The sequence below is a fragment of the Rhodopseudomonas sp. P1 genome (assembly GCF_039642825.1).
Lineage (GTDB): Bacteria > Pseudomonadota > Alphaproteobacteria > Rhizobiales > Xanthobacteraceae > Rhodopseudomonas > Rhodopseudomonas palustris_H.
The window spans coordinates 1910050-1934418 of sequence record NZ_CP088006.1 but is presented as its reverse complement, the minus strand read 5'-3'; the positions used below and the strand labels follow the sequence as shown (position 1 = coordinate 1934418).

At 65.4% G+C, this 24369-nt stretch carries 21 protein-coding genes; 7 read left to right on the top strand and 14 right to left on the bottom strand.

Annotation, left to right across the window (positions count from 1 at the left end):
• Window positions 1-305: 305 nt before the first annotated feature.
• From LRC39_RS08975 to LRC39_RS08940, 8 genes are all read right to left on the bottom strand, one after another.
• On the bottom strand, window positions 306-1463 hold the full coding sequence (locus LRC39_RS08975) for an ABC transporter substrate-binding protein (protein ID WP_107343758.1): 1158 nt from the start codon (window positions 1461-1463) through the stop codon (window positions 306-308).
• 81 nt (window positions 1464-1544) lie between these two features.
• Window positions 1545-1964 carry an acyl-CoA thioesterase gene (locus tag LRC39_RS08970; protein WP_346296998.1) on the bottom strand — a complete coding sequence of 140 codons (420 nt, stop codon included), beginning with the start codon at window positions 1962-1964 and terminating at the stop codon, window positions 1545-1547.
• A 152-nt stretch (window positions 1965-2116) separates the two neighbouring features.
• Window positions 2117-4012 carry a feruloyl-CoA synthase gene (locus tag LRC39_RS08965; RefSeq protein ID WP_346296997.1) on the bottom strand — a complete coding sequence of 632 codons (1896 nt, stop codon included), beginning with the start codon at window positions 4010-4012 and terminating at the stop codon, window positions 2117-2119.
• Between the two features lie 11 nt (window positions 4013-4023).
• Window positions 4024-4830 carry a crotonase/enoyl-CoA hydratase family protein gene (locus LRC39_RS08960; protein WP_164573293.1) on the bottom strand — a complete coding sequence of 269 codons (807 nt, stop codon included), beginning with the start codon at window positions 4828-4830 and terminating at the stop codon, window positions 4024-4026.
• A gap of 283 nt (window positions 4831-5113) precedes the next feature.
• Entirely contained in the window at window positions 5114-5575 is a 462-nt protein-coding gene (locus LRC39_RS08955) for a DUF3237 domain-containing protein (RefSeq protein WP_346296996.1), read from the bottom strand.
• A gap of 55 nt (window positions 5576-5630) precedes the next feature.
• Window positions 5631-6938, bottom strand: a complete 1308-nt coding sequence (locus tag LRC39_RS08950; protein ID WP_408018234.1) for a TRAP transporter large permease — start codon at window positions 6936-6938, stop codon at window positions 5631-5633.
• A gap of 6 nt (window positions 6939-6944) precedes the next feature.
• Entirely contained in the window at window positions 6945-7439 is a 495-nt protein-coding gene (locus LRC39_RS08945; RefSeq protein WP_041810326.1) for a TRAP transporter small permease, read from the bottom strand.
• 227 nt (window positions 7440-7666) lie between these two features.
• On the bottom strand, window positions 7667-8677 hold the full coding sequence (locus tag LRC39_RS08940; protein ID WP_346296995.1) for a TRAP transporter substrate-binding protein: 1011 nt from the start codon (window positions 8675-8677) through the stop codon (window positions 7667-7669).
• Between the two features lie 168 nt (window positions 8678-8845).
• Between LRC39_RS08940 and pobA the strand changes: the two genes are divergently transcribed.
• Both pobA and LRC39_RS08930 read left to right on the top strand, forming a co-directional pair.
• Window positions 8846-10018 carry a 4-hydroxybenzoate 3-monooxygenase gene (gene pobA, locus LRC39_RS08935; protein ID WP_346296994.1) on the top strand — a complete coding sequence of 391 codons (1173 nt, stop codon included), beginning with the start codon at window positions 8846-8848 and terminating at the stop codon, window positions 10016-10018.
• A 383-nt stretch (window positions 10019-10401) separates the two neighbouring features.
• Window positions 10402-10851: a PaaI family thioesterase gene (locus LRC39_RS08930; RefSeq protein WP_346296993.1), complete on the top strand. Its 450-nt coding sequence runs from the start codon at window positions 10402-10404 to the stop codon at window positions 10849-10851.
• A 174-nt stretch (window positions 10852-11025) separates the two neighbouring features.
• On the opposite strand, the gene LRC39_RS08925 is transcribed toward LRC39_RS08930, so the two are convergent.
• Window positions 11026-11712 (bottom strand): DUF2848 domain-containing protein, encoded by a 687-nt coding sequence (locus LRC39_RS08925; protein WP_346296992.1) that lies wholly within the window; start codon window positions 11710-11712, stop codon window positions 11026-11028.
• Window positions 11705-13054, bottom strand: coding sequence for an amidase (locus tag LRC39_RS08920; protein WP_346296991.1), 1350 nt, complete (start codon window positions 13052-13054; stop codon window positions 11705-11707). The genes LRC39_RS08925 and LRC39_RS08920 overlap by 8 nt, the downstream gene beginning before the upstream one ends.
• A 296-nt stretch (window positions 13055-13350) precedes the next feature.
• Between LRC39_RS08920 and LRC39_RS08915 the strand changes: the two genes are divergently transcribed.
• The 3 genes from LRC39_RS08915 to LRC39_RS08905 all read left to right on the top strand — a co-directional run bounded on the left by LRC39_RS08915 (window position 13351) and on the right by LRC39_RS08905 (window position 15971).
• Window positions 13351-13764 carry a Zn-ribbon domain-containing OB-fold protein gene (locus LRC39_RS08915; RefSeq protein WP_346296990.1) on the top strand — a complete coding sequence of 138 codons (414 nt, stop codon included), beginning with the start codon at window positions 13351-13353 and terminating at the stop codon, window positions 13762-13764.
• Window positions 13765-13769: 5 nt separating this feature from the next.
• The gene (locus LRC39_RS08910; protein ID WP_107354940.1) at window positions 13770-14909 is read left to right on the top strand and encodes a thiolase C-terminal domain-containing protein; all 1140 of its coding nucleotides are present in this window, start codon (window positions 13770-13772) and stop codon (window positions 14907-14909) included.
• Window positions 14910-15056: 147 nt separating this feature from the next.
• Window positions 15057-15971 (top strand): SDR family NAD(P)-dependent oxidoreductase, encoded by a 915-nt coding sequence (locus tag LRC39_RS08905; RefSeq protein WP_047309958.1) that lies wholly within the window; start codon window positions 15057-15059, stop codon window positions 15969-15971.
• 251 nt (window positions 15972-16222) lie between these two features.
• Here LRC39_RS08905 and LRC39_RS08900 read toward each other — a convergent pair whose 3' ends face one another.
• From LRC39_RS08900 to LRC39_RS08885, 4 genes are all read right to left on the bottom strand, one after another.
• Window positions 16223-17548: an OmpA family protein gene (locus tag LRC39_RS08900; RefSeq protein WP_346296989.1), complete on the bottom strand. Its 1326-nt coding sequence runs from the start codon at window positions 17546-17548 to the stop codon at window positions 16223-16225.
• Between the two features lie 410 nt (window positions 17549-17958).
• Window positions 17959-18288 carry a DMT family transporter gene (locus LRC39_RS08895; protein WP_346296988.1) on the bottom strand — a complete coding sequence of 110 codons (330 nt, stop codon included), beginning with the start codon at window positions 18286-18288 and terminating at the stop codon, window positions 17959-17961.
• Window positions 18289-18402: 114 nt separating this feature from the next.
• Window positions 18403-21213: a phosphoenolpyruvate carboxylase gene (gene ppc / locus LRC39_RS08890; RefSeq protein WP_346296987.1), complete on the bottom strand. Its 2811-nt coding sequence runs from the start codon at window positions 21211-21213 to the stop codon at window positions 18403-18405.
• Window positions 21214-21312: 99 nt separating this feature from the next.
• Window positions 21313-22083 carry a hypothetical protein gene (locus tag LRC39_RS08885; protein WP_107343745.1) on the bottom strand — a complete coding sequence of 257 codons (771 nt, stop codon included), beginning with the start codon at window positions 22081-22083 and terminating at the stop codon, window positions 21313-21315.
• Between the two features lie 277 nt (window positions 22084-22360).
• On the opposite strand from LRC39_RS08885, the gene LRC39_RS08880 reads away from it, so the two are divergent.
• Together LRC39_RS08880 and LRC39_RS08875 are read left to right on the top strand one after the other, a co-directional pair.
• Complete coding sequence (locus LRC39_RS08880; protein WP_346296986.1) at window positions 22361-23428, top strand: YeiH family protein; 1068 nt, start codon at window positions 22361-22363, stop codon at window positions 23426-23428.
• Complete coding sequence (locus LRC39_RS08875) at window positions 23425-24315, top strand: LysR family transcriptional regulator (protein ID WP_346296985.1); 891 nt, start codon at window positions 23425-23427, stop codon at window positions 24313-24315. The genes LRC39_RS08880 and LRC39_RS08875 overlap by 4 nt, the downstream gene beginning before the upstream one ends.
• Window positions 24316-24369 lie beyond the last annotated feature (54 nt).

Genomic DNA, 24369 nt, shown 5'->3' with positions numbered 1-24369 from the left:
GTTGCTGGGGCCGGACCGGTCCTGAAGCGTAACCGCCTCGGCTGCCGTCGGGCCCGATGCACGGCGTTCCGCCGCGCGAAGTTCGTTGAACCCCGGTACTCCTACCAGAGGACGCGCGCCGGTCACGTTAACTCCGCGCAATTCGAAGCATCAGCCTTAACGCGACGCTAAGGCGGTGCCCCATTTTTCTGCGGTGCAGACGGAACGTGTTGAGGCCGCAAGGGCTGCCCCGCGCAGCAAAAAGCCGGCCTCGCACGGAGGCCGGCTTCGCAATGCGCAGGCGGGATGCCGCCAGCGCGATGAGGCTACTTCACCATCACGTATTTGCCATCCTTCACCGTCAGCAGGATGCGCGAACGGTCGTCGAGGCCATAGCGATCGGTTTCGGTGAAGCTGTACACGCCCTGGCTCGCCGCGATGTCCTTCTCACTGATCAGCGCCTTGCGGATCGCTTCGCGGAATTCCTGCGTGCCCGGCTTGGCGGTCTTCAACGCCACCGGCACCACCCGCTCCAGCACCTTGAAGGCGTCGAACGAGTGCGCGGCGAACTGGCTGCGGCTGTTCGGGCCATACTTGGCTTCATAAGCCGAGTTGAGCTCGAGGCCGGGCTTCTTGGTCAGCGCGCTGGCATCCTGACCTTCCGGATCCATCACCGGACCCGACGCCATCAGCACGCCCTCCGCCGCCTTGCCGGCAATACGGATGAAGTCCATCGAGGCCGCACCGTGGGTCTGGTAGATCAGGCCCTTGTAGCCGCGCTCGCGCAGCGTGGTCTGCGGCAACGCCGCGGCGGTGCCGGAGGCGCCGACCAGGATCGCATCGGGATTGGCGGCGACCAGCTTCAGCACTTGCCCGGCGACCGACGTATCCGGACGGGCAAAGCGCTCTTCGGCGACGATCTTCAGACCCATCGCCTCGCCCTGCTTCTTCAGGTCGTTGAACCACAGGTCGCCATAGGAGTCCGAATAGCCGATGTAGCCGACGGTCTTGATGTTGTTCTTCTTCATGTGCTCGTAGAGCACCTTGCCCATGATCGGGATCGGCTGCGGCATCGCCACCGACCACTTGGCGCGCTCCGGCGTGATCGGCAGCGGCGCCAGAGCGATGTGCGGCACCTGCGCTTCGTTGGCGACGTTGGAGACCGCCACGGTCGGCGGCGTCACCGACGAGCCCATGATCACGTCGGCCTTGGACTCCGTGACGAAACGCCGCGCGTTGGTGGTGGCGGCAGTCGGGTCGCCGCCGTCGTCGAGCACGATCACCTTGAGCGGATGGCCGCCGATTTCCTTCGCCACGAATTCGAGCGCGTTGCGCTCCGGAATGCCGAGCGCAGCCGCAGGTCCCGTAGTGGTGACGGTGATACCGATGGTGATTTCGTTGGTTTCGGCAAGAGCGGCACCGGACAATCCCGGCAACGCGAGGGCCACGGCGATCGCCGTAGCGGATAGCTTGAACTTGGTCACGTTCTCCTCCTCCCTCTGTTATGGCATCGGCCGTGTTCGGCGCGATCTTGTCGTCTTGTTTACGGCATCACCGGCGGCGAGTCAGCCCCGCATGAATTTCGCCTTCACCTCCTCGGGCACCGGCACCGACTTCAGCCGGCTTGGATCGTCCGGATGGCGGCCGACCATCACCCGCGTCTCGAAGCCTTCGAGCGCCAGCTGTTCGCCCTTGAAGAGCTTGTGCACCACTTCGAAGCTGGAACGACCAAACCGCTCGATCCGGCTTTCGATGCTGATCACGTCGCCATAGGTCGAGGGGATGTAGAACTTGGCGCGGGTGTCCACCATCGGAATCCCGGCCAGACCATAGACCTTGATCAGGTCGCGCTTCGAGCATCCGGCTGCGACAAAAAGCGCCGAGGTGGAATCGTCGAACATCGCAAAGTAACGCGGGTAGTAAACAATATCCGCCGGGTCACAATCGCCCCACTGGATCTGCACCTCACGGCGGTTGGTGAACATGTCGCCTTAATCCCAAACGAGAATATCCAAGTTCGTCATTCCGGGACGCGCCCCTTGGCGCGGGCCCGGAATCCATATCCCCTGACGGTGGTTATGGATTCCAGGCTCGCCGCTGCGCGGCGCCCCGGAATGACGAACGCTGAGTTTTGATCCTACTCCAGCGCGATCACATGCGCGGGCGGCGGGTCTGCGTAGAGGTCGGCGATCAGCGCGGCACGATATTCCAGCACGGCGCGCTGGTTGACCGAACCCTTGTCGGTGATCTCACCCTTATCGATCGACAGCGGCTCGCCGAGCAGCACGGCGCGGGTGACGCGGTTCGACGAGCCGGTCGCCTGCGTCAGCAGCGTGGCGAAGCGCTTGCGGAACGCCTCGCGGATCAGATGATCGGCCGCCATTCCGGCCAGATCCTCCAGCGGCAGCGTGGCGTTGATCAGCTTGCAGCCGTCGGGATCGAGGATCGCCAGCGCGGTGACGTAATCGCGGTCGAGCCCGGCGATCACCACGTCGCGCACCAGCGGTGCGCAGGCAGCGATGAACTTGGCACGCAGCGGACCGACGCTGACCCAGGTGCCCGACGCCAGCTTGAAGTCCTCCGAGATGCGGCCGTCGAAATCGAAGCCTCTCGAAAGATCGTTCGGATCGACCGGCTTCAGCGCGTCGTTGAGCTTGTAGAAGCCCTCCTCGTCGAACGCCTTCTCGCTCAGTTCTGAGGCTCGCCAGTAGCCGGGCGTGATGTTCGGCCCCTTGGCGCGGACTTCGAGCTTGCCGTTGTTCGGCACCAGCTTGGCCTCGTTGCCCGGCACCGGCAGACCGACATGGCCCGACCGCGATGTCTGCGGCGTCACCGACATGAAGAACGGCGCAGTCTCCGTCGCCCCTAGGCCAGTGAGCATCGGCACCCGCGCGCCGGTCTCCGCCACCGCAACCTCGTCGAGCCCGCTCCAGACGTGCGCAGCGAGGCTGGCGCCGGAGAAGAACATCGCGTGCAGGCGGCTGAAGAACAATTTGCGGAGCTGCTGGTCTTCGCGCAGCACCGGCAGCAGCGACTCGTAGCCCTTCGGGACGTTGAAATACACCGTCGGCGCGATCTCGCGCAGATTGCGGATGGTGGCAGCGATCCCGGCCGGCGTCGGCTTGCCGTCGTCAATATACATCGAGCCGCCGTTGAACAGCGTCAGGCCGATATTGTGGTTGCCACCGAAGGTGTGATTCCATGGCAGCCAGTCGACGATCACCGGCGGCTCGTCTTTCAGGAACGCCATCGCCTCGCGGATCATCACCTGATTGGCGCAGATCATCCGCTGGGTGTTGATCACCGCCTTCGGATTACCGGTCGATCCCGAGGTCAGCAGAAACTTCGCAATGGTGTCGTGGCCGATCGCCTCGTGCTTGGCGGCCAGCTCAGGATGCTCCGGCGTCGCCAGCAGTTCGGCGAGCGACGTCACCTTGCGCCCCTTCACCGCGCCACGCGTGGCAGCGAGTTCAACATCCTCCGGCACGGTGGCGAGGATCGCGGGCGCGAAGGCGGTGATGTCGTCGGCGAAGATCAGGCCAGGGGTCAGCAGCCCGACGATGTGGCGCAGCTTGCCGTAATCCTTCGACACCAGCGAATATGGCGGCGACACCGGACACATTGCGACGCCCGCATACAGCGCGCCGAACATCACGATCGCATGGTCGATCGAGTTGCCGGACAGAATCATCACCGGCCGCTCGGCCGACAGTCCGCGCGCGATCAACGCCGAGGCTATGGTCTGCGCGGCGCGCAACATCTCAGCATAGCTGATCTTGCGCCAGCCGCCCTCGCCGTTGCGCTCGGCCATGAACACCCGGTCCGGCGCAATCTCGGCAAAATGATGCAGCCGATCGGTGATCCGCACCGGATAGTCGGTGAGCGTGGTAGTCGAGCGCACGTAGATCGTGCCGTCCGGCTTGCGCTCGGTGGCGATGCCGATCTCGCCGAACGAGATGTCGCGCAGCGGGTGAGCCGCGTCACGCCCGTCGGCAGTAGCGGCGAATGCAATGGGATCGGTCATGGCGTCCATCACGGCTCCGTTCAGCTCGGCCGAACCTTGGCTGTCTTGTGATCGAGGAAAGCGCGTATCCGCGTTTTGGCTTCCTGGTCGCTCTGCGCCACAGTCGCCATCAGCGATTCCATCAACAGACCGGTCTGCGGATTGGCCTCGGCGATCATCGGCAGCGCCTGCAGCACCGCGAAATTGGTCAGCGGCGCGTTCTGCGCGACGCGATTGCCGAGCTCCAGCGCCTTGTCGTAGGCCGAGCCGCTGTCGATCAGATATTGCGAGAAGCCGTGCATGACGCCCTCGGCGGCCGAATACACGCGGCCCGTGAGCATCATGTCGGCCATCCGGGCAACGCCGATCAGCCGCGGCAGCCGCACCGAGCCGCCACCGCCGACGAAGATGCCGCGGCTACCTTCGGGCAGCGCGTAGTAGGCAGACGCCTCGGCGACGCGAATATGCGCCGCGCAGGCGAGTTCGAGCCCGCCGCCGATCACCGCCCCCTTCAGCGCCGCAATCACCGGCACCCGGCAGTACTGGATCTTGTCGAACACCCGGTGCCAGGTCTGCGAATGCACCAGCCCTTCGGTCGCGTCGCGTTCGCGCAGTTCGGAGAGGTCGAGGCCGGCCGAGAAGTGATCGCCGATGCCGTGGATCACCACCGCGCGGATCTCATCCGGAATGTCGGTGAGGCAATCCTTCAGCGCCGCCATCAGCCCGTCATTGAGGGCGTTGCGTTTCTTGGGGCGATTGAGACCGATCGTCAGCACGGGGCCAACGGTGTCGACGACAAGCGTCGACGGGTCCGCGAGGGTCGCGGCCTGAGCGTTTCCTGTGAGCACTTATTACGTCCTGTGCAGAATAGTTATAGATCATAACAATCACTTGAGCCCGGCGTCAATCGGCATTGCGAGCGTCGCTCAGCGATCGGCTCCAATTCTCGCCGGGACTAGCAGCCAAGCATGGCGCGCTTCCTCGCCCCGCCCTTGCGGGGAGAGGGTTGGGGTGAGGGGCAGCTATCCGCGAATCCCTGCGGCTCGGCCGCTTGGAAGCGCCCCCTCACCCGGATCAGCGCTTCGCGCCGATCCGCCCCCCCGCACGCGGGGAGAGGTTAGGAAGGAGGCTTCACAGCACCTGATGCACGTCGATCACGACGCGATCGGCGTGGCGGGCGGCGGAGCCGATGAACAAATGCTGCATCAGCCACTGATAGTTCGGGTGGCCGGTCTCGAATCGCGGTCGGGTGCGGAAATAGATCAGCTTGGGGTCGACCGGCTCGCCGCGCTTCAGCTTCTGCAGCAATTCGACCGGCCCGAACCGGATGCCGATGTTCTCGACATAGACCACCGCACCGTCATCGGTCTCGAACGCATATTTGGCTTCCAGCTCGATCAGCTCGTTCGGCCGGATGATCTGGAAATCGGCGCCGAACGGCAGCACTTGGCCGCTGATCCCCTCGCCCTTCACCTCGCCGCCAAGGATCGGAATGATCCGGCGCACGCCGCTGCCGATCTCGCCGGCCGACGTCACCTCGCCGATCCGCGCCGTGATGGTGAAGGCGTATTTGGTTTCGAGGGTCGGGGTCATCGCATACATCCACGGTGATCACCGGGACGAGCCCGGCCATGACGAGGTCTTCGAACTACCCAATCATCCGCATCGGCAGCCACAGCGCGATGATCGGGAACGCGATCAGGATCACCAGCCGGATCAGATCGGTGACGACGAACGGCAGCACGCCGGCGAACACCGTGGACATGCTGACGTCCTTGATCACACTTTTGATCACGAACACATTCATGCCGACCGGCGGGTGGATCAGGCCGAGCTCGACCGTCATCACGATGATGATGCCGAACCAGATCGGATCGAAGCCGAGTGCTGTGACCACCGGAAACACGATCGGCACGGTCAGGATCACCATCGCCATCGCGTCCATCAGGCAGCCGAGCACCAGATACATCAACAGGATCAGCGCCAGCACGCCGTAAGGTCCGATGCCGAGCCCTGTTAGGAATTCGGTGACGACTTGCGGCGTCTGGGTGATGGTGAGGAAGTAGCCGAAGCACAGCGCGCCGATCAGCACGGTGAACACCGCGGCCGCGGTGCGGGTCGCCTGCAGCAGCGACTGCAGGATGCCCTCGCGGTCGAGCTTGCCACGCAAGATGCCGATCAGGAATGCGCCGACCGCCCCCACTGCGCCCGCCTCGGTCGGAATGAAGAAGCCGCCATACAGCCCGCCGATCACGAACAAGAACAGCAGCAGCGGCGACCACACGTCGCGAAACGCCGCGAGGCGGTCGCCCCACGAACTCTTCGGCCCCGCCGGCAGGAAACCCGGCCGCGCCACGCCGATGATCCAGATCGTGATCATGTGCATCACGATCGCCAGCAGGCCCGGCAGGATGCCGGCGATGAACAGCTTGCCGATGTCCTGCTGGGTGATGATGCCGTACACCGCCAGCACGGTCGATGGCGGCAGCATCGCGCCGAGCGTGCCGCCGACCGCGATCACGCCGGTCGAGAACGACTGCGGATAGCCGAACCGCCGCATCTCCGGATAGGCCACCGCCGAGAAGGTCGCGGCGGTCGCGACCGACGAGCCGGAGATCGCCGCAAAGCCGCCGCAGGCCGCGATGGTGGCGATGCCGAGCCCGCCCTTCCAATGGCCGACGATGGTGTTGCCGGCGCGGAACAGTTCGCGGCTGATGCCCGACGCCGACACGAACGCGCCCATCAGCAGGAACATCGGAATCACACCGAACGAATAGTCGGTGACGGTGCGCATTGTGGTCTGGCCGACGAGCTTCAACGCCGGCTCGAAGCCGGTGAGATAGCCGAAGCCGGTGACACCGACGAGGCCCATCGCCATGCCGACCGGCACGCGCAGCAACATCAGGACGAACAGGCTGACGAAGCCGATCGCGGCCACGGTCTCGTTGGTCAGCATCGCTAGCTACTCCACCGGCTTCATGCGCACTTCGCGCATCTGCTCCGGATGGAAGATCAGCCGGAAGGTTCGAATCGCGATCAGCAGCACGGCGGAAACGTCGCCGATCCACGACACCAGATAGAACGGCCAGATCGGGATCTGCAGGTCCATGGTGACGATGTGGTCGGCCTTGGTGGTCACCACCTTGTCGAACAGCGTGTAGGTCTGCACGCTGACGACGAACAGCAGGACCAGAGTGGCGAAGATATCGATAATCCGCTGCCAGCGCGGCGACGCCGCCGCCCACACCAGATCCACGGTGATGTGCGAGCCGCGGTAGGAAGTGGCGGCAATACCCCAGAAGATCAGCACGCCGAGCATAAACTGACCGAAATTGTAGTAGTCCGGGATCGTCACCGAAAAGAACTTCCGCATGAACACGGCCAGAAAGGTGTTCAGCGCGACGATGCCGACGAAGAACGCCGCGATCCACTCGATCGCGTCGATGAAGCGGTCCATGCCGTTCTTGGAAAAGCGCCGCGTCGTCAGCGCGCCAGGCAGCCGGTCGCGGAGCTTGTCGTCGGGAGGAGAACTCATCGGGGCTCGATCGTTGGTATTGCGTCAATCACACTGAAAAAGTCATTCCGGGGCACTCGCGTAGCGAGCGAACCCGGAATCTCGATCGTGCGGCCGCGAGATTCCGGGTCTGCGCGCGATGCGCGCATCCCGGAATGACACGGAGAGGCTCACAACCCCGCGTCGTACTTCTTCAGGGCGTTCTGCAGATCAGCCTCGACCGCGGCTGGATCACTGCCGGACTTCTTGACCTGCTCGGCCCAGCTGTCACGCAGCGGCTTGGTCGCCTTCTTCCATTCGGCGAGCTGCGCGTCCGTCAGCGGATAGACCTCGTGGTCCTGCAGCGCCTTCATCTTGACGCGGCCGTTGGCTTCGAAATCGGTCCAGGGATCGGTGACCTTGGAGGCCCATTCCGGCGTGCAGTGACCGTCGATGATCTTCTTCTGCGCGTCCGACAGTGCGTTATAGGCCTTCAGCCCGATGTTGTAGGTGAACACCGTGGTGTAGAGCGGTACGTCCATGTGATACTTGACCACCTTGTCGATGCCGAACAGGAACACCGAGCCCCACGGGAAGGTGATCTCATCCGCAACGCCGCGCTCCAGCGCGTCGCGCGATTCCGGCGCCGAGGCTTGCACATTGGTGCCGCCGAACAGCTTCACCATTTCGCCGATCGTCGATTGTGCCGGCCGCACCTTCAGGCCGCTCATGTCGGACGGCAGCAGCACCTTCTTCTTGCCGTGCAGCGCGCCCGGATCATGGATGAAGGCGAAGCACAGCTTGGTGTCCTTCATCTCGGTCGGCGCGTATTTGTGGTACCACTCGTTCAGCGCCAGCGTGCCCTTCTTGCCGTCCTTGAACACGAACGGAAGCTGGCCGGCGGAGACGATCGGGAAGCGGCCGGGCTGATAGCCGGGATTGACGTAGGTGACGTCGGCGATGCCGTCGCGCGCCATGTCGTAATGGTCGAACGCCTTGCCGAGCTGCTCGGAGGGGAACACGGTCATCCGGATGCTGCCGCCGGAAGCCTTCTGAATGTCCTCGGCCCACGCCTTGGTCGCCGGCACCAGCGGATGCGCCGGCGGCACCCACAGCGAGACTTTCCAGTTGACGGTTTTGTCCTGCGCAAGCGCGGGCGTCACGCTGGCGGCAAGCAGCAGCGCGAGCAGAGTCTTCCTCATCGAGCTCTCTCCCTTGGTCGGCTTCAATCGGCCTTTGGGCCGCATTGTTATAGGTTATAACCATCATTGCAAGTGACGGCCGCGTAATAGCTGCTAGACACCGGACGGCGGCTAGACGGCTTCGTGACGGTCCCGTAACGAGGCGACAACATCATCGGGGGAACGACCATGCGGACACAAGTGGCCATCATCGGCGCGGGTCCGTCCGGACTGCTGCTCGGCCAGCTGCTGCACAAATACGGCATCGACGCCGTCATCGTGGAACGCAAGGATCCGGACTACGTGCTGTCGCGGATTCGTGCCGGCGTGCTCGAACAGGGCATGGTCGATCTGCTCGACGAGGCCGGCGTCTCCGCCCGCTTGCATCAGGAAGCGCTGGTGCACGATGGCTTCGAGATCGCGTTCGCCGGCAAGCGGCATCACATCGATCTGAAGGGCGCGACCGGCGGCAAGAGCGTCACCGTGTATGGCCAGACCGAGGTCACCCGCGACCTGATGGAAGCGCGCAATGCCGCCGGCCTACCCACGATCTACGATGCCGCCGACGTCAGCCTGCACGACTTCGAAGGCGCCCACCCCAAGGTGCGCTACGTCAAGGACGGCACCACGCGCGAGATCGTGTGCGATTTCATCGCCGGCTGCGACGGCTTCCACGGCATCAGCCGGCAGAGCGTGCCGGCCAGCGCAGTGCAGTCGTTCGAGCGGGTGTATCCGTTCGGCTGGCTCGGATTGCTGTCCGACACCCCGCCGGTGTCGCCCGAGCTGATCTACGTCAACCACGACCGCGGCTTTGCGCTGTGCTCGATGCGCTCGATGCATCGCAGCCGCTATTACGTGCAATGCCCGCTCACCGACGACGTGGCCGACTGGAGCGACGACCGGTTCTGGGACGAGCTGAAGAACCGGCTCGATCCGGAGACCGCCGGCAAACTGGTCACCGGGCCGTCGATCGAAAAGAGCATTGCGCCGCTGCGCTCGTTCGTCGCCGAGCCGATGCGGTTCGGCCGGCTGTTCCTCGCCGGCGACGCCGCCCATATCGTGCCGCCGACCGGCGCCAAGGGCCTCAACCTCGCCGCCAGCGACGTATACTACCTGTCGCGCGCCATGCGTGAATACTACGCCGAGAAGTCGCAGGCCGGCATCGATGCCTATTCGGCCAACGCGCTGCGCCGGGTGTGGAAGGCCGAGCGGTTCTCCTGGTGGATGACCTCGCAGCTCCACCGCTTCCCCGACAGCGACGCCTTCTCCCAGCGCATCCAGACTGCCGAACTGGACTACCTGGTCACCTCCAAGGCCGCGATCACCTCGCTGGCGGAAAACTACGTCGGCCTGCCGTATTGAGCTCTCTCAGGAAGCCGCCATTGCGAGCCAGCGGGTCGGCGCGTAACGCCCCCCGATGACAGGCGCCGCGAAGCAAACCATAAGCTCCGTCCGCTGAACTGGATTGCTTCGTCGCTTTGCTCCTCGCAATGACGACCACAGTTTGTCATTCCGGGGCGCGCCGTCAGGCGCGAACCCGGAATCTCGAGCTGTGGCGAACGCCTGCAAATGACGTCGAGATTCCGGGTTCGCGAGCTCCGCTCGCGCCCCGGAATGACGAAGCATGGAGTCACGTCGCCCCGTTTCAAACACCCTCTCAAACCACGCTTCAAACTTTGTCGGCGTTGCGGACGATGCTGCGGTGCGGTCTAAAGGTGGTCGATGCAGTAAGGCGACCGACGCGCATGACGACCGAACCGGATCAGAACTCCATCCCAGCGCCTGACAGCATTCCTGACGGCTTCGTGCGCCACAGCCGTTCGAGCCCGCTCACCGCGCCGTGGGAGCCGCTCTACGCCAAGACTACGACGGATGCGGTGATGCTCGGCCTGCGGATTCGCGAATGCCACACCAATTCGCGCGGTCTCGCCCATGGCGGGCTGATCACGGCACTGGCCGACAACGCGATGGGCTACAGCTGCGGACTCAAACTCGGCGGCGGCGCGCGGCTGTTGACGTCGTCGCTGGCCATCGACTTCATCGGTCCCGCCAAGATCGGCCAATGGCTGCAGATCGAGCCGGAGGTGATCAAGGTCGGCGCCAAGCTGTGCGTCGCGCAGTGTTTCGTCACCGCCGACGGCACCCGCTGCGCCCGCGCCAATGGCACGTTCAGCGTGGTGAAGGCGAAGGAGTGAGTTAGCGGCTCGTGGCCGTCTAGCACCGTCGTTCCGGAGCGCGCGGAGCGCGAACCCGGAACCCCGAGCTGTTCTGCGCCGCCAGCCTTCGTCACAACCTCGGGATTCCGGGTTCACGCGCTTCGCGCGCGCCCCGGAATGACGAGCGGTGATGATGTCGCGCTTGCGCCTTGCTCACCCCAGTATCGGCAGCTCCACCACGTCATAGCCATGGCGGATGACGCGGCCGAGCACGGGATCGTCGATCTCGAATTCGAACCGCGACGCCGGGCGGATGCCGCCCTTGGCGGCGAAGGTGCCGCCGAATAGCACGCAGCCATCGGGCAGGCTCGCGCCATCAAAGCCGCGGGCGATCAGCTCGCGCGCCGGCAGCATCGCATCGAGCGTGCCCTCCTGGTACAGCACGCGCGTCCCGCCGATCGTGGCGTAGGAACGCAGCACGATGCGATCCCAATGCGGCTCGACCTCGCCGAACTCCCACAGCTCCGGCGCCACCGGCTTGTCGCACATCTGCTTCGACACCGTGACGCCATAGGCTTCGACCTTGCGGTCGGTGTGATCGGAGCCGACGCCGACCAGGATGCGGCCCTGATGGCCGATCAGCACGAACTCGACCTCGCCGGACGAGTCGCCACCGGACACTTCGATCGCCGGCGCAGTGGTGAGCCGCGCCGCGGCGACACGGTAATAGATCGGCGTCGACGCCGGCCGGGCGATGCCAAGCGCTTCGAGTTCGGCAATGTGGTGGTCGCGCGCCACCGGATCGCGCCCGGTCCAGCCGGCGATCACCGCCGTCGTAATCGGCAGCGTCAGTGGGGTACAGCTGCCGGCAGCGGCGAGCGTGAAGGCAAGATCAACCACGGATCACCGCCTCCATGCCGGCCGCGACTTCGAAGATTTCGCGGTCGGTGCCATTGACGCCCGCCAGCATCAGACCGATCGGCGGCTCGCCGTCCCGATGGCACGGCAGCGAGATCGCGCAGCCGTCGATCATGTTGATCAGCGTGCAATTCCGCAGCGTCAGCAGATTGGCCTTGGTGAACGCCTTGTCGTCGGCCAGCTCCACAATGGTCGGTGCCGCGATCGCGGTGGTCGGCATCGCCACCGCATCGTAGGGCGCGAGCCGCGCCGAGGCGCGCGCGATCAGCGATTTGCGCGCATTCACCAGATCAACGTAGTCGGCAGCGCTCTGGGTCTCGCCGCGCAGGATGCGCTCGCGCACCCGCGGATCGTAAACGTCGCCCTGCGCCACGATCAGATAGCGGTGCCAGGCGTAGCTCTCGGCAGCGGCAAAACCGCCCTTGGCTCCGAGCGGGGCCACCTCGGCGAATTCCGGCACCTCGATCTTCTCGATGATCGCGCCGTGGCTCGACAGCGTTTTCAGCGCGCGGTCGAACGCAGCGGTGACCGCGGCATCGAGATCGTCGAGCGCCACCGTGGTCGGCACCGCGATCCGCATGCCTTTCAGCGGGCGCGCAATCAGCGGCCCGACCGGTTGGTCGGCGAGGATCGCATCGAGCGTGGCGCAGCATTCGACGCTGCGCGCCAACGGGCCGATACTGTCGAGCGAGAACGACAGCGGCACCGCGCCGTCGCGCGGCACGCGGTATTGCGACGGCTTGTAGCCGACGATGCCGTTGAAGGCCGCGGGGATGCGGCACGAGCCGCCGGTGTCGGTACCGAGCCCGGCATGTGCCATGCCGTCCGCCACCGAGACCGCAGCGCCGGATGACGAGCCGCCCGGCACGTGGCCGACGTCGCGGCGATAGGCGGCTTTCGGCGTGCCGTAATGCGGGTTGATGCCGATTCCCGAATAGGCGAACTCGGTCATGTTGCTGCGGCCGATCACCACGAAGCCGGCGCGCCGCAGCCGCGCCACCGCAGGCGCGTCGCTGTCGGCGGGCGGATTGTCGTCGAGCGCGCGCGAGCCGGCGCGGGTCACCTGGCCCTTGATGTCGAACAGATCCTTGATCGAGATCGGAATGCCGGCGAACGGCGACGGCGCCGCCTTGGCGGCGCGCAGCTTGTCCATAGCGTCCGCCGCCTGCAGTGCCGCGTCGCGGTCGACGTGAATGAAGACGCGCGCGCCCTCGCCGGCCGGATCGGCGATCCGCGCCAGACAGTCTTCCACCAGCTTGCGGGCGGTGGTTCGGCCGGCTTCGAGATCGGCCGCGAGCGCGGCGAGTGTAGGATGTCGGGTCATGCTGTCCATTCCGATGGGAAGCCGATCGTCACGCACGTGGGCGGCGCGTCTCGATCACGCAGGAAACATCATCGGCTTATTCAGTAGCGCGGAAAGTGACCCTTTGCCATCCGCCGCCGCGGCTGCTCCGGCCCCGCGCTGAGCGCATCGCTCGGGCTCCGCGATTGTCCGCTTTGCGGAATACAATTCCTGCACATGGCTCCGCGCCCTGCGCGTGTTGACGCTGGCGGGCCGATATCGCATCAAGACCGCACAACCGATGGGCCCACGAGCCAGCTCAGGGAGAAAACTAAGACATGGCTGAACCCGCACGCGCACGTCCCAAGATCACTCCGGAAACCCAGCACTACTGGGACGGCGCCAAGCAAGGCGAACTGCGGCTTCAGCGCTGCGATTCCTGCGCCCACGCGTACTTCCCGCCCCGCCCGTTCTGCCCGAAATGCGGCTCGCGCGAGGTCAGCGTGTTCAAGGCCTCCGGCAACGGCACCCTGTATTCCTACGTGATCAATCACCGCCCGCTGGCGGCCGGCTTCACCGAGCCCTACGCGATCGCGGTAGTCGAGCTCGAAGAGGGCCCGCGGATGATGAGCAACATCCTGGAGTGCCCGCAGACGCCCGAGGCGCTCGAGCTCGATATGAAGCTGGAAGTCACCTTCCAGAAGATCGACGACACCCTCACCCTTCCGCAATTCCGTCCGGCGAAGGGGTAAGCATCATGCGTCGTAATCAGGTTGCTATCGTCGGCGCCGCCGAAACCACCAAGCTCGGCGTCATTCCCGACATGTCGCAGATCCAGCTCCACGCCGACGCCGCGCTCAACGCGATCGCCGACGCCGGGCTGAAGCTGTCGGACATCGACGGCATCGCCACCGCGGTCGAGACGCCGCAGCAGATCGCCCACTATCTCGGCATCACGCCGACGTGGGTCGACGGCACCTCCGTCGGCGGCTGCTCGTTCATGCTGCACGTCCGCCACGCCGCCGCGGCGATCGAGGCCGGCCTCTGCAAGACCGTGCTGATCACTCACGCCGAGAGCGGCAAGTCGATGATCGGCAAACTGCCGCGCTCGATTCCCGCCGACAGCCTGCAGGGCCAGTTCGAAGCGCCCTACGGCATCTACGGGCCGCCGAGCCAATTCCCGATCCCGGTGCTGCGGTTCATGAAGACCTACGGCATCACCCACGAGCAGATCGCCTCGGTAGCGGTGGTGCAGCGCGAATGGGCGGCGAAGAATCCGCGCGCGATGATGAAGGACCCGATCACCGTCGAGGACGTACTGAACTCGCGGATGATCGCCTATCCGTTCCGGCTGCTGCAGTGCTGCCTCGTCACCGACGGTGGCGGCGCGCTGATCATGACCTCGGCCGATCGCGCCAAGGACTTCCCGCACAAGCCGGTCTATGTACTCGGCACCGGCGAGAGCGTGGAAACGCCGATGGTCAGCCAGATGGAGACCTTCAACTCCTCGCGCGCCTTCAAGGTGGCGGGCCCGACCGCGTTCCGCGAGGCTGGTATCAAGCACAGCGACGTCGATCATTTGATGATCTACGATGCGTTCGCGCACCTGCCTCTGTTCGGCCTCGGCGACCTCGGCTTCATGCCCTATGAGGAGACCGGCCAATTCATCGCCGACGGCAACACCCGCCCCGGCGGGAAGCTGCCGCTCAACACCAACGGCGGCGGCCTGTCCTACATGCACTCGGGCATGTACGGCATGTACGCGTTGCAGGAAAGCGTCCGGCAAATGCGCGGCATCGCGCCCGCGCAGGTGCCGAACGCGAAGATCTCGGTCTGCCACGGCGTCGGCGGCATGTTCGCCGCAAGCGGCACGATCATCTTCACCAACGAGAAGTAACGTCGACGTCGCATCGTTGTTGTCGTCATTGCCGGGCTTGACCCGGCAATCCATCTTCTTCGCGAAGAGGATGGATGCGCGGGTCGAGCCCGCGCATGACGCTGAAGTAAGTGGCATCGCCTCAGTTAAACAAAGAAGGAAGAAACAATGGCCAAGGCACTGGACGGCAAAGTCATCATCGTCACCGGCGCAGGACGCGGCATCGGCCGCGAGATCGCACTGCTCGCGGCGCGCGAAGGCGCCAAGGTGGTCGTCAACGATCCGGGCGTCGCGTCCGACGGCTCGGGCACCGACGCCGCGCCGGCCGAGCAGGTCGTCGAGGAAATCAAGAAGGAAGGCGGCACCGCGGTCGCGAATTTCGAGACCGTCGCCGAGGCGATTCCCGCCAGCAAGATCGTCAAGCAGGCGGTCGATACCTACGGCAAGCTCGACGGCGTGGTGAACAACGCCGGCATCCTGCGCGACGCGATCTTCCACCGCATGAGCATCGACGCCTTCGAGCAGGTGATCAAGGTGCACCTGATGGGCACGTTCTACGTCTCGCACGCTGCCGCCCGGCTGTTCCGCGAGCAGGAGAGCGGCTCATTCGTGCACTTCACCTCGACCTCGGGGCTGATCGGCAATTTCGGCCAGGCCAACTATGCGGCCGCCAAGCTCGGCATCGTCGGCCTGTCGAAGTCGATCGCGCTCGACATGCAGCGCTTCAACGTCCGCTCCAACTGCGTGTCGCCGTTCGCCTGGTCGCGCCTGATCGGCACCATCCCGACCGAGACCGAGGCCGAGAAGGCCCGCGTCGCGCGGATGCAGCAGATGGGCCCGGAGAAGATCGCGCCGCTGTCGGTGTATCTGCTCGGCGACGCCGCCAAGGACGTCAGCGGCCAGATCTTCGCCGTGCGCATGAACGAGATCTTCCTGATGGGCCAGTCGCGTCCGATCCGCTCGGTGCACCGCGACGGCGGCTGGACCTGCGAAAGCCTCGCCGAGCACGGCATGCCGGCGCTGAAGGGCTCGTTCTACAAGCTCGACCGCTCCGCCGACATCTTCAACTGGGATCCGGTGTAAACTCGGTCAGCTCCACGACGACGATCGGTTAAACACCAGCACGTCATTCCGGGGCGCGCCGCCAGGCGCGAACCCGGAATCCGGAGCTGTAGAGCCCCCGGCCGTCGCTACCAATTCGGGATTCCGGGTTCGCGAGCTACGCTCGCGCCCCGGAATGACTCGAATAACTAACAGCCCCCGCAGTTTACACACACAGAAAAGCCCGCCTTGCAGCGGGCTTTTCCGTCGGGTGAAGCACCTTGGAGGGGGAGTTACTTCACCACGAATTCGATCCGCCGATTCTGCGCCCGGCCTTCGGCGGTGTCGTTGCTGGCGATCGGCTTGGCCGAGCCGTAGCCTTCCGCCACCAGCTTGACCGAGCCGATCCCAGACTTGGTCAGGCTTGCCACCACCGCTTCGGCGCGGCGCTTCGACAGCGCGATGTTGGCGGACTTCTTGCCGGCGCCATCGGTGTAGCCGGCGACCTCGATGGTCACCGCCGGGCACTGCTTGATCGCGGCGGCAAGCTTGTCGAGCAGCGGCTGCGATGCCTTGTCGATCACAGCGCTGCGGCGTTCGAAGTTGATCTTCTCGGCAGAAGCCAGAGCCGACACCCGCCCCTGGCAATCCTGCGCCGGGCTCGCCGGCAGCGCGCCGGTGGCGTTCGCAGTCTTGATCTCCGCGGGCGCAGCGGCCGGCTTGGCGGCTGCCTGCTTGGCCGCGTCATCAGCCGCCTTCTTCGCCGCCTCATCGGCAGCAGCCTGCTTGGCGGCCGCTTCCGCCGCGGATTTGGCTGCGGCTTCCTTGGCGGCGGCTTCCTTTGCAGCAGCTTCCTTGGCGGCTGCTTCAGCGGCGGCCTTCGCAGCTGCTTCCTTCGCCTCGGCGTCAGCCTTGGCCTTGGCGGCAGCATGCTTCTGCGCCGCATCCTTGGCGGCCTTGGCGGCAGCCTCCTTGGCGGCGGCTTCCTTCGCGGCCGCCTCGGCCTTGGCCTTCGCCTCGGCTTCAGCCTGCAGCTTCGCCACCGTCTTGGCGGCCAGCGCCGCGCCACTCAGGTCGTCGACATCGGCAACGCGGCGCACGCCCGGCACCTTCAGGATCTGCTCGCCGAGTGCGGCCCGCACCTTGTCGCTGCCGAGATCGGCCGGCAGCAACACGTCGCGCCCGGCGACGTCGAAGTTCAACGGATCGGCGCCGGCTTCCTTCACCACGTCGGCGACGCGCTCGCGCAGATCCGGCTCCAGCTTCGGCAGCGTGGTGATGCCGAACACCGCCAGGATCAGCCCGGTCGCGAACAGGCCGACCCACCAGCCTTCGAACCGCACCGGCAGCAGGCCCGGCGCGATGCCGCCGGCCAGCCCGCCGACGAAGTAAGCAATCACCAGCCCGACGCCGGCTTCGAGCAGCAGCTCGGCCTTGCCGGAGGCGAGCTGCGCGGCGACCAGCACCAGCGCCACGGCGAGCACGACGCCGACCCGGCTCACCCAGTAATTCTCGAGGTCGGCCGCCCAGCCGAATTTCTGCGCGAGCAGCGGCGTGACGGCGCCGACGACGAAGACCGCCGCCAGCCAGATCCAATAATGAGTGACAAGATACAGCATCGGACGCCCCTTCTCCGCCGCGATCGGGCCGCGCGCCGGGGCATTCAATCAACGAAGCCGAGCCGGCATGGCACAGCGAACGCGCGTTCGCATTGTCGAACCGTCCCCGCGATCGCCTGATCCGTCGGCGGGGTCGGTCGTCAACCAGTTAGCGCCATCGGTGCGCCGGCCACCATCCTGACAAAAGTTTGACCTGTCGCGTGATGTGCTTACTAACTAAGCAGCCACGCCGTCATTTTTGGCACGCAACTAACTACCCCTCTACCGGACTGTAGCAGGATACAGCACCCGCGGTATCGGGATGCAAAGTCGGAGGATCGATTCGGCTCGGCTTGAAGCGACGCGGCAGATCGCAGTGCCGAAATTATCCGCGCGCGTTTCAGCGAACCCGCGCCAGCGAAGCTGGCGCTCTAATGCGCCGACACGTTCGAGAAGAAATTGATGATGCCGACGCCGGCGATGATGAACGCGATGCCGACCATCGCTGCGGCGTCCAAGGCCTGGCCGAACCATAGCCAGCCGACCGCCGAGATCAGCACGATCCCAATCCCGGACCACAGCGCATAGGCAACGCCGACCGAAATGCTGCTCAGCGTCAGCGACAGGAAATAGAACGCCGCGCCGTAACCGACGACGACCAGCACCGACGGCAACAGCACCGTAAACCCCTGCGACGCCTTCAGCGCCGACGTGCCGGCGACTTCAGCCACGATCGCGATCAGAAGATAGAGCCACTGCATGGTGGACGTCCTCGGTGTCTGCGGCTGCTCGCCCGCTTCAGCATCGCCGCCAATCTAACAGGCGCGTCTTTCCACCGGCTAAATGAGCCCAGACCAATCCAGCTGCAGCCGCCCTCACCCGCTATTCCGCAGCCCCGCCGAAATCCCGTTGATCGTCAGTTGCACGCCGCGGAGCACCTGTTCGTCTGGGTCGTGGGTGCGGTGTTCGCGCAGCAGCTGGACCTGGACGTGGTTCAGGGGGTCGAGATACGGGAAGCGGTGGCGGATCGAGCGTTCGAGCAGCGGGTTGCTCTGCAGCAGGCGGTCCTGCTGCATGATCGCGAACAGATACTCGATCGAAGAATCCCATTCGGCGCGGATGCGGCCGAAGATGCGCTCACGAACATCGACATCCTCGACCAGCTCGGCATAGCGCGAGGCGATGCCGATCGAGCTCTTCGACAGCACCATGTCCATGTTCGACAGCAGCGTCCGGAAGAACGGCCACTCCTGATACATCTTTTGCAGGAAGGCGATGCCCTTCTCGGGATGCGCGGTGACCCAGGCCGACACCGCGCTGCCGAAACCGTACCAGCCCGGCAGCATCAGCCGGCACTGCGCCCATGAGAATACCCACGGAATCGCGCGCAGGTCCTCGATCGCGCGCGTTTTCTTGCGCGAGGCCGGACGGCTGCCGATGTTCAGCGTCGAGATCTCGTTGATCACCGTTGAGGCCCAGAAGTAGTCGACGAAACCGTCGGTCTCGTACACCAAGCCACGATACGCCTTGAAGGCCAATGCGGAGAGCTGCTCCATCGCTTCGAGATAGTCGCGATGCGGCGCCACCCGCTTCGGCTGCAGCAGGCTTGCTTCCAACGTCGCGGCGGCGAGGATCTCCAGGTTGTTGCGGCCGACTTCGACGTTGGAATATTTGCTGGTGATGATCTCGCCCTGCTCGGTGATGCGGATCTGGCCGTTCACGGCGCCGCCCGGCTGCGCCACGATCGCGTCGTAGCTCGGGCCGCCGCCACGGCCGACCGAGCCGCCGCGGCCGTGGAACAGCCGCAACCGCACGCCATGGTGCTCGAAGATCTCGATCAGGCCGATCTCGGCCTTGTACAGCTCCCAGCCCGAGGTGACGAAGCCGCCGTCCTTGTTGCTGTCGGAGTAGCCGAGCATCACCTCCTGCACCGACCCGCGACTGTCGACCAGCCGGCGATATTCCGGGATCGACAGCAGCCGGTCCATGATCTTGGCGCAGGCCTGCAGGTCCTCGATGGTCTCGAACAGCGGCACCACGTTGATGGCGCTGCGCCCGGACGGATCGATCAGCCCGACCTCCTTGAGCAGCACCGCGACTTCGAGCAGATCGGAAACGCCCTTAGTCATCGAGATGATGCATTGGGGGATCGCCGCCGCCCCGCAGGTCGCGTGCGCCTTTGCGGCTTCGCGGAACACTGCAAGCTCGCCGACCGTCTCGTCGCTGTATTTGACGAACATCGACGTCAGAGGCCGGGTGCTGCGCAGCTCGCTGATCAAGAGCGCGATCCGCGCTTCCTCGTCGAGCATCGCATAGGAGGTGCCGGGCCGCGCGGCGTCCATCAGCTCGGTAATGGTGCGCTCGTGCACCGCCGAGTTCTGCCGCATGTCCAGACTGGCGAGATGGAAGCCGAAACAGTCGATTGCGCGGCGGAGCTGACGCAGCCGGCCGCGCGCGATCACGCCGGAATTGTGCTTGGTGAGCGACAGATGGATGGCGTCGAGATCGGCCTTGAAGTCCTGCGCGCTAGCGTAAGGCTCGGCCTCACCGACCGGTGCGCGGAGGTTCTCGACCTCGAGCTTGAGCGCAGTGGCGGCGAGCCGCGCGTAGATGCCGGACACCGCGAGGCGATAAGGCTCGTATTTGCGATGCGGCGAGGTGTCGGGCGAGGTCTCGGCCAGCGCCTTGACGGTGTCGGTGGTGCCGGCGAGATGCGAGGCCAGCGACAACTCCGAGCCAAGCTCGTGCAACTCGTCGAGATAGTAGCGCAGCACGCGGGTGCTCTGCAGCTTCAAGGTGCCGTGCAGCACCTCGGCGGTGACGAACGGATTGCCGTCGCGGTCGCCGCCGATCCAGCTTCCCATCCGCAGGAAGCTCGCCAGCTCGCCTTCGCTGTTGACGCCTTCGGCCTTCGCCGCATCGGCAAGCCGGTCTTCCAGCGCACTGTGCAGCCGCGGCACCTCGCGCAGGAAGGTGTAGTCGTAGAACGACAGGCCGTTTGTGACTTCGTCCAGCACCGTCAGCTTGGTCCGGCGCAGCAGGTTGGTCTTCCACAGCGTTTCGACCGCGCGGCGCAGCCGTTCCTCGTTGTCGGCCCATTCGTCGGCGGTGAGCTGAACGCGGTCGCGCTGATCGAGCAGCGAAGCGATCTGCATCTCGCGGTCCATCGTGCTCTTGCGGCGCACTTCGGTCGGGTGCGCGGTCAGCACCGGGCTGACCAGCGCGGTGGCAAAGAACTTGCGCAGCTCCGCCGCGTCGATCCCCTCCTGCCGTGCGTGCGCCAGCGTCTTGGCGAGCAGTCCGGCGCGCGGCGCCGAGCCCGCGGTCGAACCGGCGCGCATCTGGCGGATGTTGTTTTGGTCCTCGGCGATATTGGCGAGGTGCGAGAAATAGCTGAAGGCGCGCACGATCCGCATCGTGTCGGGGATCGACATCCCGTCCAGGATGGCTTCGAGCTCGGCGCGCGCGGTCTTGTCGTCGTCGCGGTGGAATCGGATCGAGGTCTGGCGGATGTTCTCGACCAGATCGAACACGGTCTGGCCTTCCTGCTCGCGCACAGTGTCGCCGAGGATCCGGCCGAGCAGCCGGATGTCGTTGCGCAGCCGGGTCTCGGCCTCGATCGCGGCCGCGTCGTCAGGACGTTCGGAAACCGGCTCGGCACCGGCGGACAGGTTCAACGACGACATCGCAGCACTCCAGGATCAGATCGGTATCCTGAAGGATTTTGTGCACCGCACGCAAGATCAAGAATCGGCGGTGCACGTCTGGGGGCGGTCGAAGCGTAGTTAGCGCGCGCCCGAGATGTTGCGGACGTTGTCCGGCGGCGTGTCGCTGTCGGGCGGCGGCGGCGAGGCCGGCTCGGCAGCGCTGGGCGTCGGGGCCGGCGGCGGCGCGACCGGCATCGGGGCCGCGACCGGCGTTTCGTACAGCGGCGGCTGCGGCACCGGCCGCGCGCTGGCCGAGGTCGGCGGCGTGGTGGTGCGGGTGAACGGCGGCTGGAATAACGGCTCCGAAGCTGGTGCAGGCCGGCGCTTGGCCCAGACGAACGGCACCACGATGGCGATGATCAGGCCGATCACCAGCAGGATCAGCAGCGCCGATTGCTGCAGAAAGGCAATCGCCGGGACGCTGACGCCGAGGATGACACCGACCACCGCGATCTTCCAGGCGCGGATATGCAAACCGGCCGTAAAGGTGCCGAGCGCCAGCAGGGTCAGCACGCCGAGCGCGGCGGCAAGGCCGCTGAGCTGGCGCGTCACCTGCAGCGACATCAATTCCATGGTCAGCAGCACGGCGCCCCAATGCAGCACCTGCGACACCACCAGATAGACGTGCTGATCGGCGGCGCGGGCTTCACGCCAGCGCGATACCACGCAGACCAGGCCGATGAACGGGGCCAGGATCACCCAGTAGATGCTGGTTTCGGAGAAGCTGGTGTAAGCGACGCCGAACAGCGCCAACAGCAGCATCAAGAGATACGGCCACTCGGTGGCAACGAAGCCGCCAATGCCGGAATGCCATTTCGCACGCGACGGGTCTGAATGCAGGTCTGTCATGATCGATCCCCTTCAGCGTGCCCCTGTGTAGCATGGAACCCGCGGACGCGCTGTGACGTCCTGTGCGGATCTCCTGCTTTGGTAAGCAAGCTGCCAACCGGCGTCCGCACGCGTCGGACCTTGGCAACGATCCGGTGCAGCGGCGGTTCCAGAGAGAAGGGACCCTGGGTGGAGGCCGCCAACAGATTAATCGATTAAATCGATTGCTTTGAAAATAACAATCTGTTTGATTGATTGATCTGGAACCGCAATGGATTGGCCAACAAGGAGCCGATCCATGAGCCTGATCACAGATGCCCAACCGAATCCGCACCCCCGCCATCCTCGCGCCGCCCACCTCGGGCGACATCTTGCGGCGATTGCCCCAGGGGTGGCGGTGACCGCCGCAATCGCAACCGCCGCCGTCGGCCTGCATGCCATTCCGGGTATGCCCGGTATCAGCCCGATGCTGCTGGCAATCCTGATCGGGATCGTCGGCCACAATGCCATCGGCACGCCGTCCTGGGCGGTGCCGGGAGTCACGTTCAGCCTGCGACGGGTGCTGCGCTTCGCCATCATCCTGCTCGGCCTGCAGCTCACCACCGCTCAGCTGATCGAGGTCGGCGGCGCAGGCCTTGCGATCATCGCCGCGACGCTGCTCGCCACCTTCTGGTTCACGGTGTGGTTCGGTCGCGTGCTCGGCGTCGACCGCAAGCTCGCCGAACTGATCGCCGCCGGCACGTCGATCTGCGGCGCCTCTGCGATCATCGCCACCAACACCGTGACCCGCGCCGATGACGAGGACGTCGCCTATGGAGTCGCCTGTGTCACCGTGTTCGGCTCCTTGGCGATAGTCGGCTATCCGCTGCTGCAGGCGACGTTCAATCTCGATGCTCACGGCTTCGGGCTATGGAGCGGCGCCTCCATCCACGAGATCGCCCAGGTGGTGGCGACGAGCTTCCAGGGCGGCCAGCGCGCCGGTGAATTCGGCACCATCGCCAAGCTGGCTCGGGTGATGATGCTGGCGCCGCTGGTGATCGCGCTTGGCATGCTGGCCCGCTTCCGCGCCAAGCATCAGCCCGCCGGCGACCACGCCGCAACGCCACCGATGCCATGGTTTGTGCTCGGCTTCGTGGCGATGATCGGCGTCAACCAGTTCGTCGCCATCCCGCACGAGGTCAAGAGCTGGATCGTGGCGATCACCGGTTTCCTTTTGTCGATGGCGCTGGCGGCAATGGGACTGGAGACCGATTTGCGCAAACTTGCCGCGCGCGGCCTGCGGCCCGCCCTGCTCGGCCTCACCGCGTCGCTGTTCATCGCCGGCTTCTCGCTGGCGCTGATCAAACTCACAGGATGGCACGGATGACACTGGAACAACTCCGCATTTTCATCGCGGTCGCAGAACAACAGCACATGACCCGCGCCGCGAGCGGACTGAACCTCACCCAATCGGCCACCAGCGCGGCAATCGCCGCGCTGGAAGCACGTCACGGGGTCAAGCTGTTCGACCGCATCGGCCGCGGCATCGTGCTCACGCAAGCCGGTCGCGACTTCCTCGGCGAAGCCCGCGCCGTGCTTGCCCGCGCCCGCGCCGCCGCACAGGCGCTCGACGACATCGCCGGGCTGAAGCGAGGTTCGCTCAGCGTCGCCGCCAGCCAAACCGTCGCTAACTACTGGCTGCCGCAGCGGCTGCTGCGCTTCCGGCAGCGTTATCCCGGCATCACGCAGCAGCTCACGATCGCCAACACCGAACAGGTCGCCGCGGCGGTGCGCGAAGGCCGCGCCGATCTCGGCCTGGTCGAAGGCGAGGTCGCCGATCCGCTGCTGAATGTCACGCCGATCGGCGGCGACGATCTGGTGATCGTGGTCGGACGCGACCATCCGTGGCGCACACTGCCGCGGCTGACGACCGCCAAGCTCACCACCACCGGCTGGGTGCTGCGCGAACGCGGCTCGGGCACGCGCGCGATGTTTGAAGCTGCGCTGCAGCGCGGCGGACTGGCGCTGTCCGATCTCGATGTGCGGCTGGAATTGCCCTCTAACGAAGCGGTCCGCGCCGCAGTCGAAAGTTCTGACTGCGCCACCGCGATCTCTGCGCTCGTCGCCGCGCCATCACTGGCCGCCGGCACGTTGCACAGCCAGCGATTCGATCTGCCGCATCGCGCGTTTCATCTCTTGCGTCACAAGGAACACAGCCCCAGTCAGGCCGAGAACGCACTACTTGCTGAATTGTCCGATCCGCCCGCGAGCTGATCTGGATTTGGATACCAAAATCGCCGCTGCTAATTCCCGGTTCCCGCCACATGA

What these genes read in the sequence shown, in the direction of transcription:
- LRC39_RS08970 (WP_346296998.1), bottom strand. Translation starts at nt 1,964, where the DNA reads ATGTTCACCAACCGCCGTGAGGTGCAGATCCAGTGGGGCGATTGTGAC.
- LRC39_RS08965 (WP_346296997.1), bottom strand. Translation starts at nt 4,012, where the DNA reads ATGGACGCCATGACCGATCCCATTGCATTCGCCGCTACTGCCGACGGG.
- LRC39_RS08955 (WP_346296996.1), bottom strand. Translation starts at nt 5,575, where the DNA reads ATGACCCCGACCCTCGAAACCAAATACGCCTTCACCATCACGGCGCGG.
- LRC39_RS08950 (WP_408018234.1), bottom strand. Translation starts at nt 6,938, where the DNA reads ATGCTGACCAACGAGACCGTGGCCGCGATCGGCTTCGTCAGCCTGTTC.
- LRC39_RS08945 (WP_041810326.1), bottom strand. Translation starts at nt 7,439, where the DNA reads ATGGACCGCTTCATCGACGCGATCGAGTGGATCGCGGCGTTCTTCGTC.
- LRC39_RS08940 (WP_346296995.1), bottom strand. Translation starts at nt 8,677, where the DNA reads ATGAGGAAGACTCTGCTCGCGCTGCTGCTTGCCGCCAGCGTGACGCCC.
- pobA (WP_346296994.1), top strand. Translation starts at nt 8,846, where the DNA reads ATGCGGACACAAGTGGCCATCATCGGCGCGGGTCCGTCCGGACTGCTG.
- LRC39_RS08930 (WP_346296993.1), top strand. Translation starts at nt 10,402, where the DNA reads ATGACGACCGAACCGGATCAGAACTCCATCCCAGCGCCTGACAGCATT.
- LRC39_RS08920 (WP_346296991.1), bottom strand. Translation starts at nt 13,054, where the DNA reads ATGACCCGACATCCTACACTCGCCGCGCTCGCGGCCGATCTCGAAGCC.
- LRC39_RS08915 (WP_346296990.1), top strand. Translation starts at nt 13,351, where the DNA reads ATGGCTGAACCCGCACGCGCACGTCCCAAGATCACTCCGGAAACCCAG.
- LRC39_RS08910 (WP_107354940.1), top strand. Translation starts at nt 13,770, where the DNA reads ATGCGTCGTAATCAGGTTGCTATCGTCGGCGCCGCCGAAACCACCAAG.
- LRC39_RS08905 (WP_047309958.1), top strand. Translation starts at nt 15,057, where the DNA reads ATGGCCAAGGCACTGGACGGCAAAGTCATCATCGTCACCGGCGCAGGA.
- LRC39_RS08900 (WP_346296989.1), bottom strand. Translation starts at nt 17,548, where the DNA reads ATGCTGTATCTTGTCACTCATTATTGGATCTGGCTGGCGGCGGTCTTC.
- LRC39_RS08895 (WP_346296988.1), bottom strand. Translation starts at nt 18,288, where the DNA reads ATGCAGTGGCTCTATCTTCTGATCGCGATCGTGGCTGAAGTCGCCGGC.
- ppc (WP_346296987.1), bottom strand. Translation starts at nt 21,213, where the DNA reads ATGTCGTCGTTGAACCTGTCCGCCGGTGCCGAGCCGGTTTCCGAACGT.
- LRC39_RS08885 (WP_107343745.1), bottom strand. Translation starts at nt 22,083, where the DNA reads ATGACAGACCTGCATTCAGACCCGTCGCGTGCGAAATGGCATTCCGGC.
- LRC39_RS08880 (WP_346296986.1), top strand. Translation starts at nt 22,361, where the DNA reads ATGAGCCTGATCACAGATGCCCAACCGAATCCGCACCCCCGCCATCCT.
- LRC39_RS08875 (WP_346296985.1), top strand. Translation starts at nt 23,425, where the DNA reads ATGACACTGGAACAACTCCGCATTTTCATCGCGGTCGCAGAACAACAG.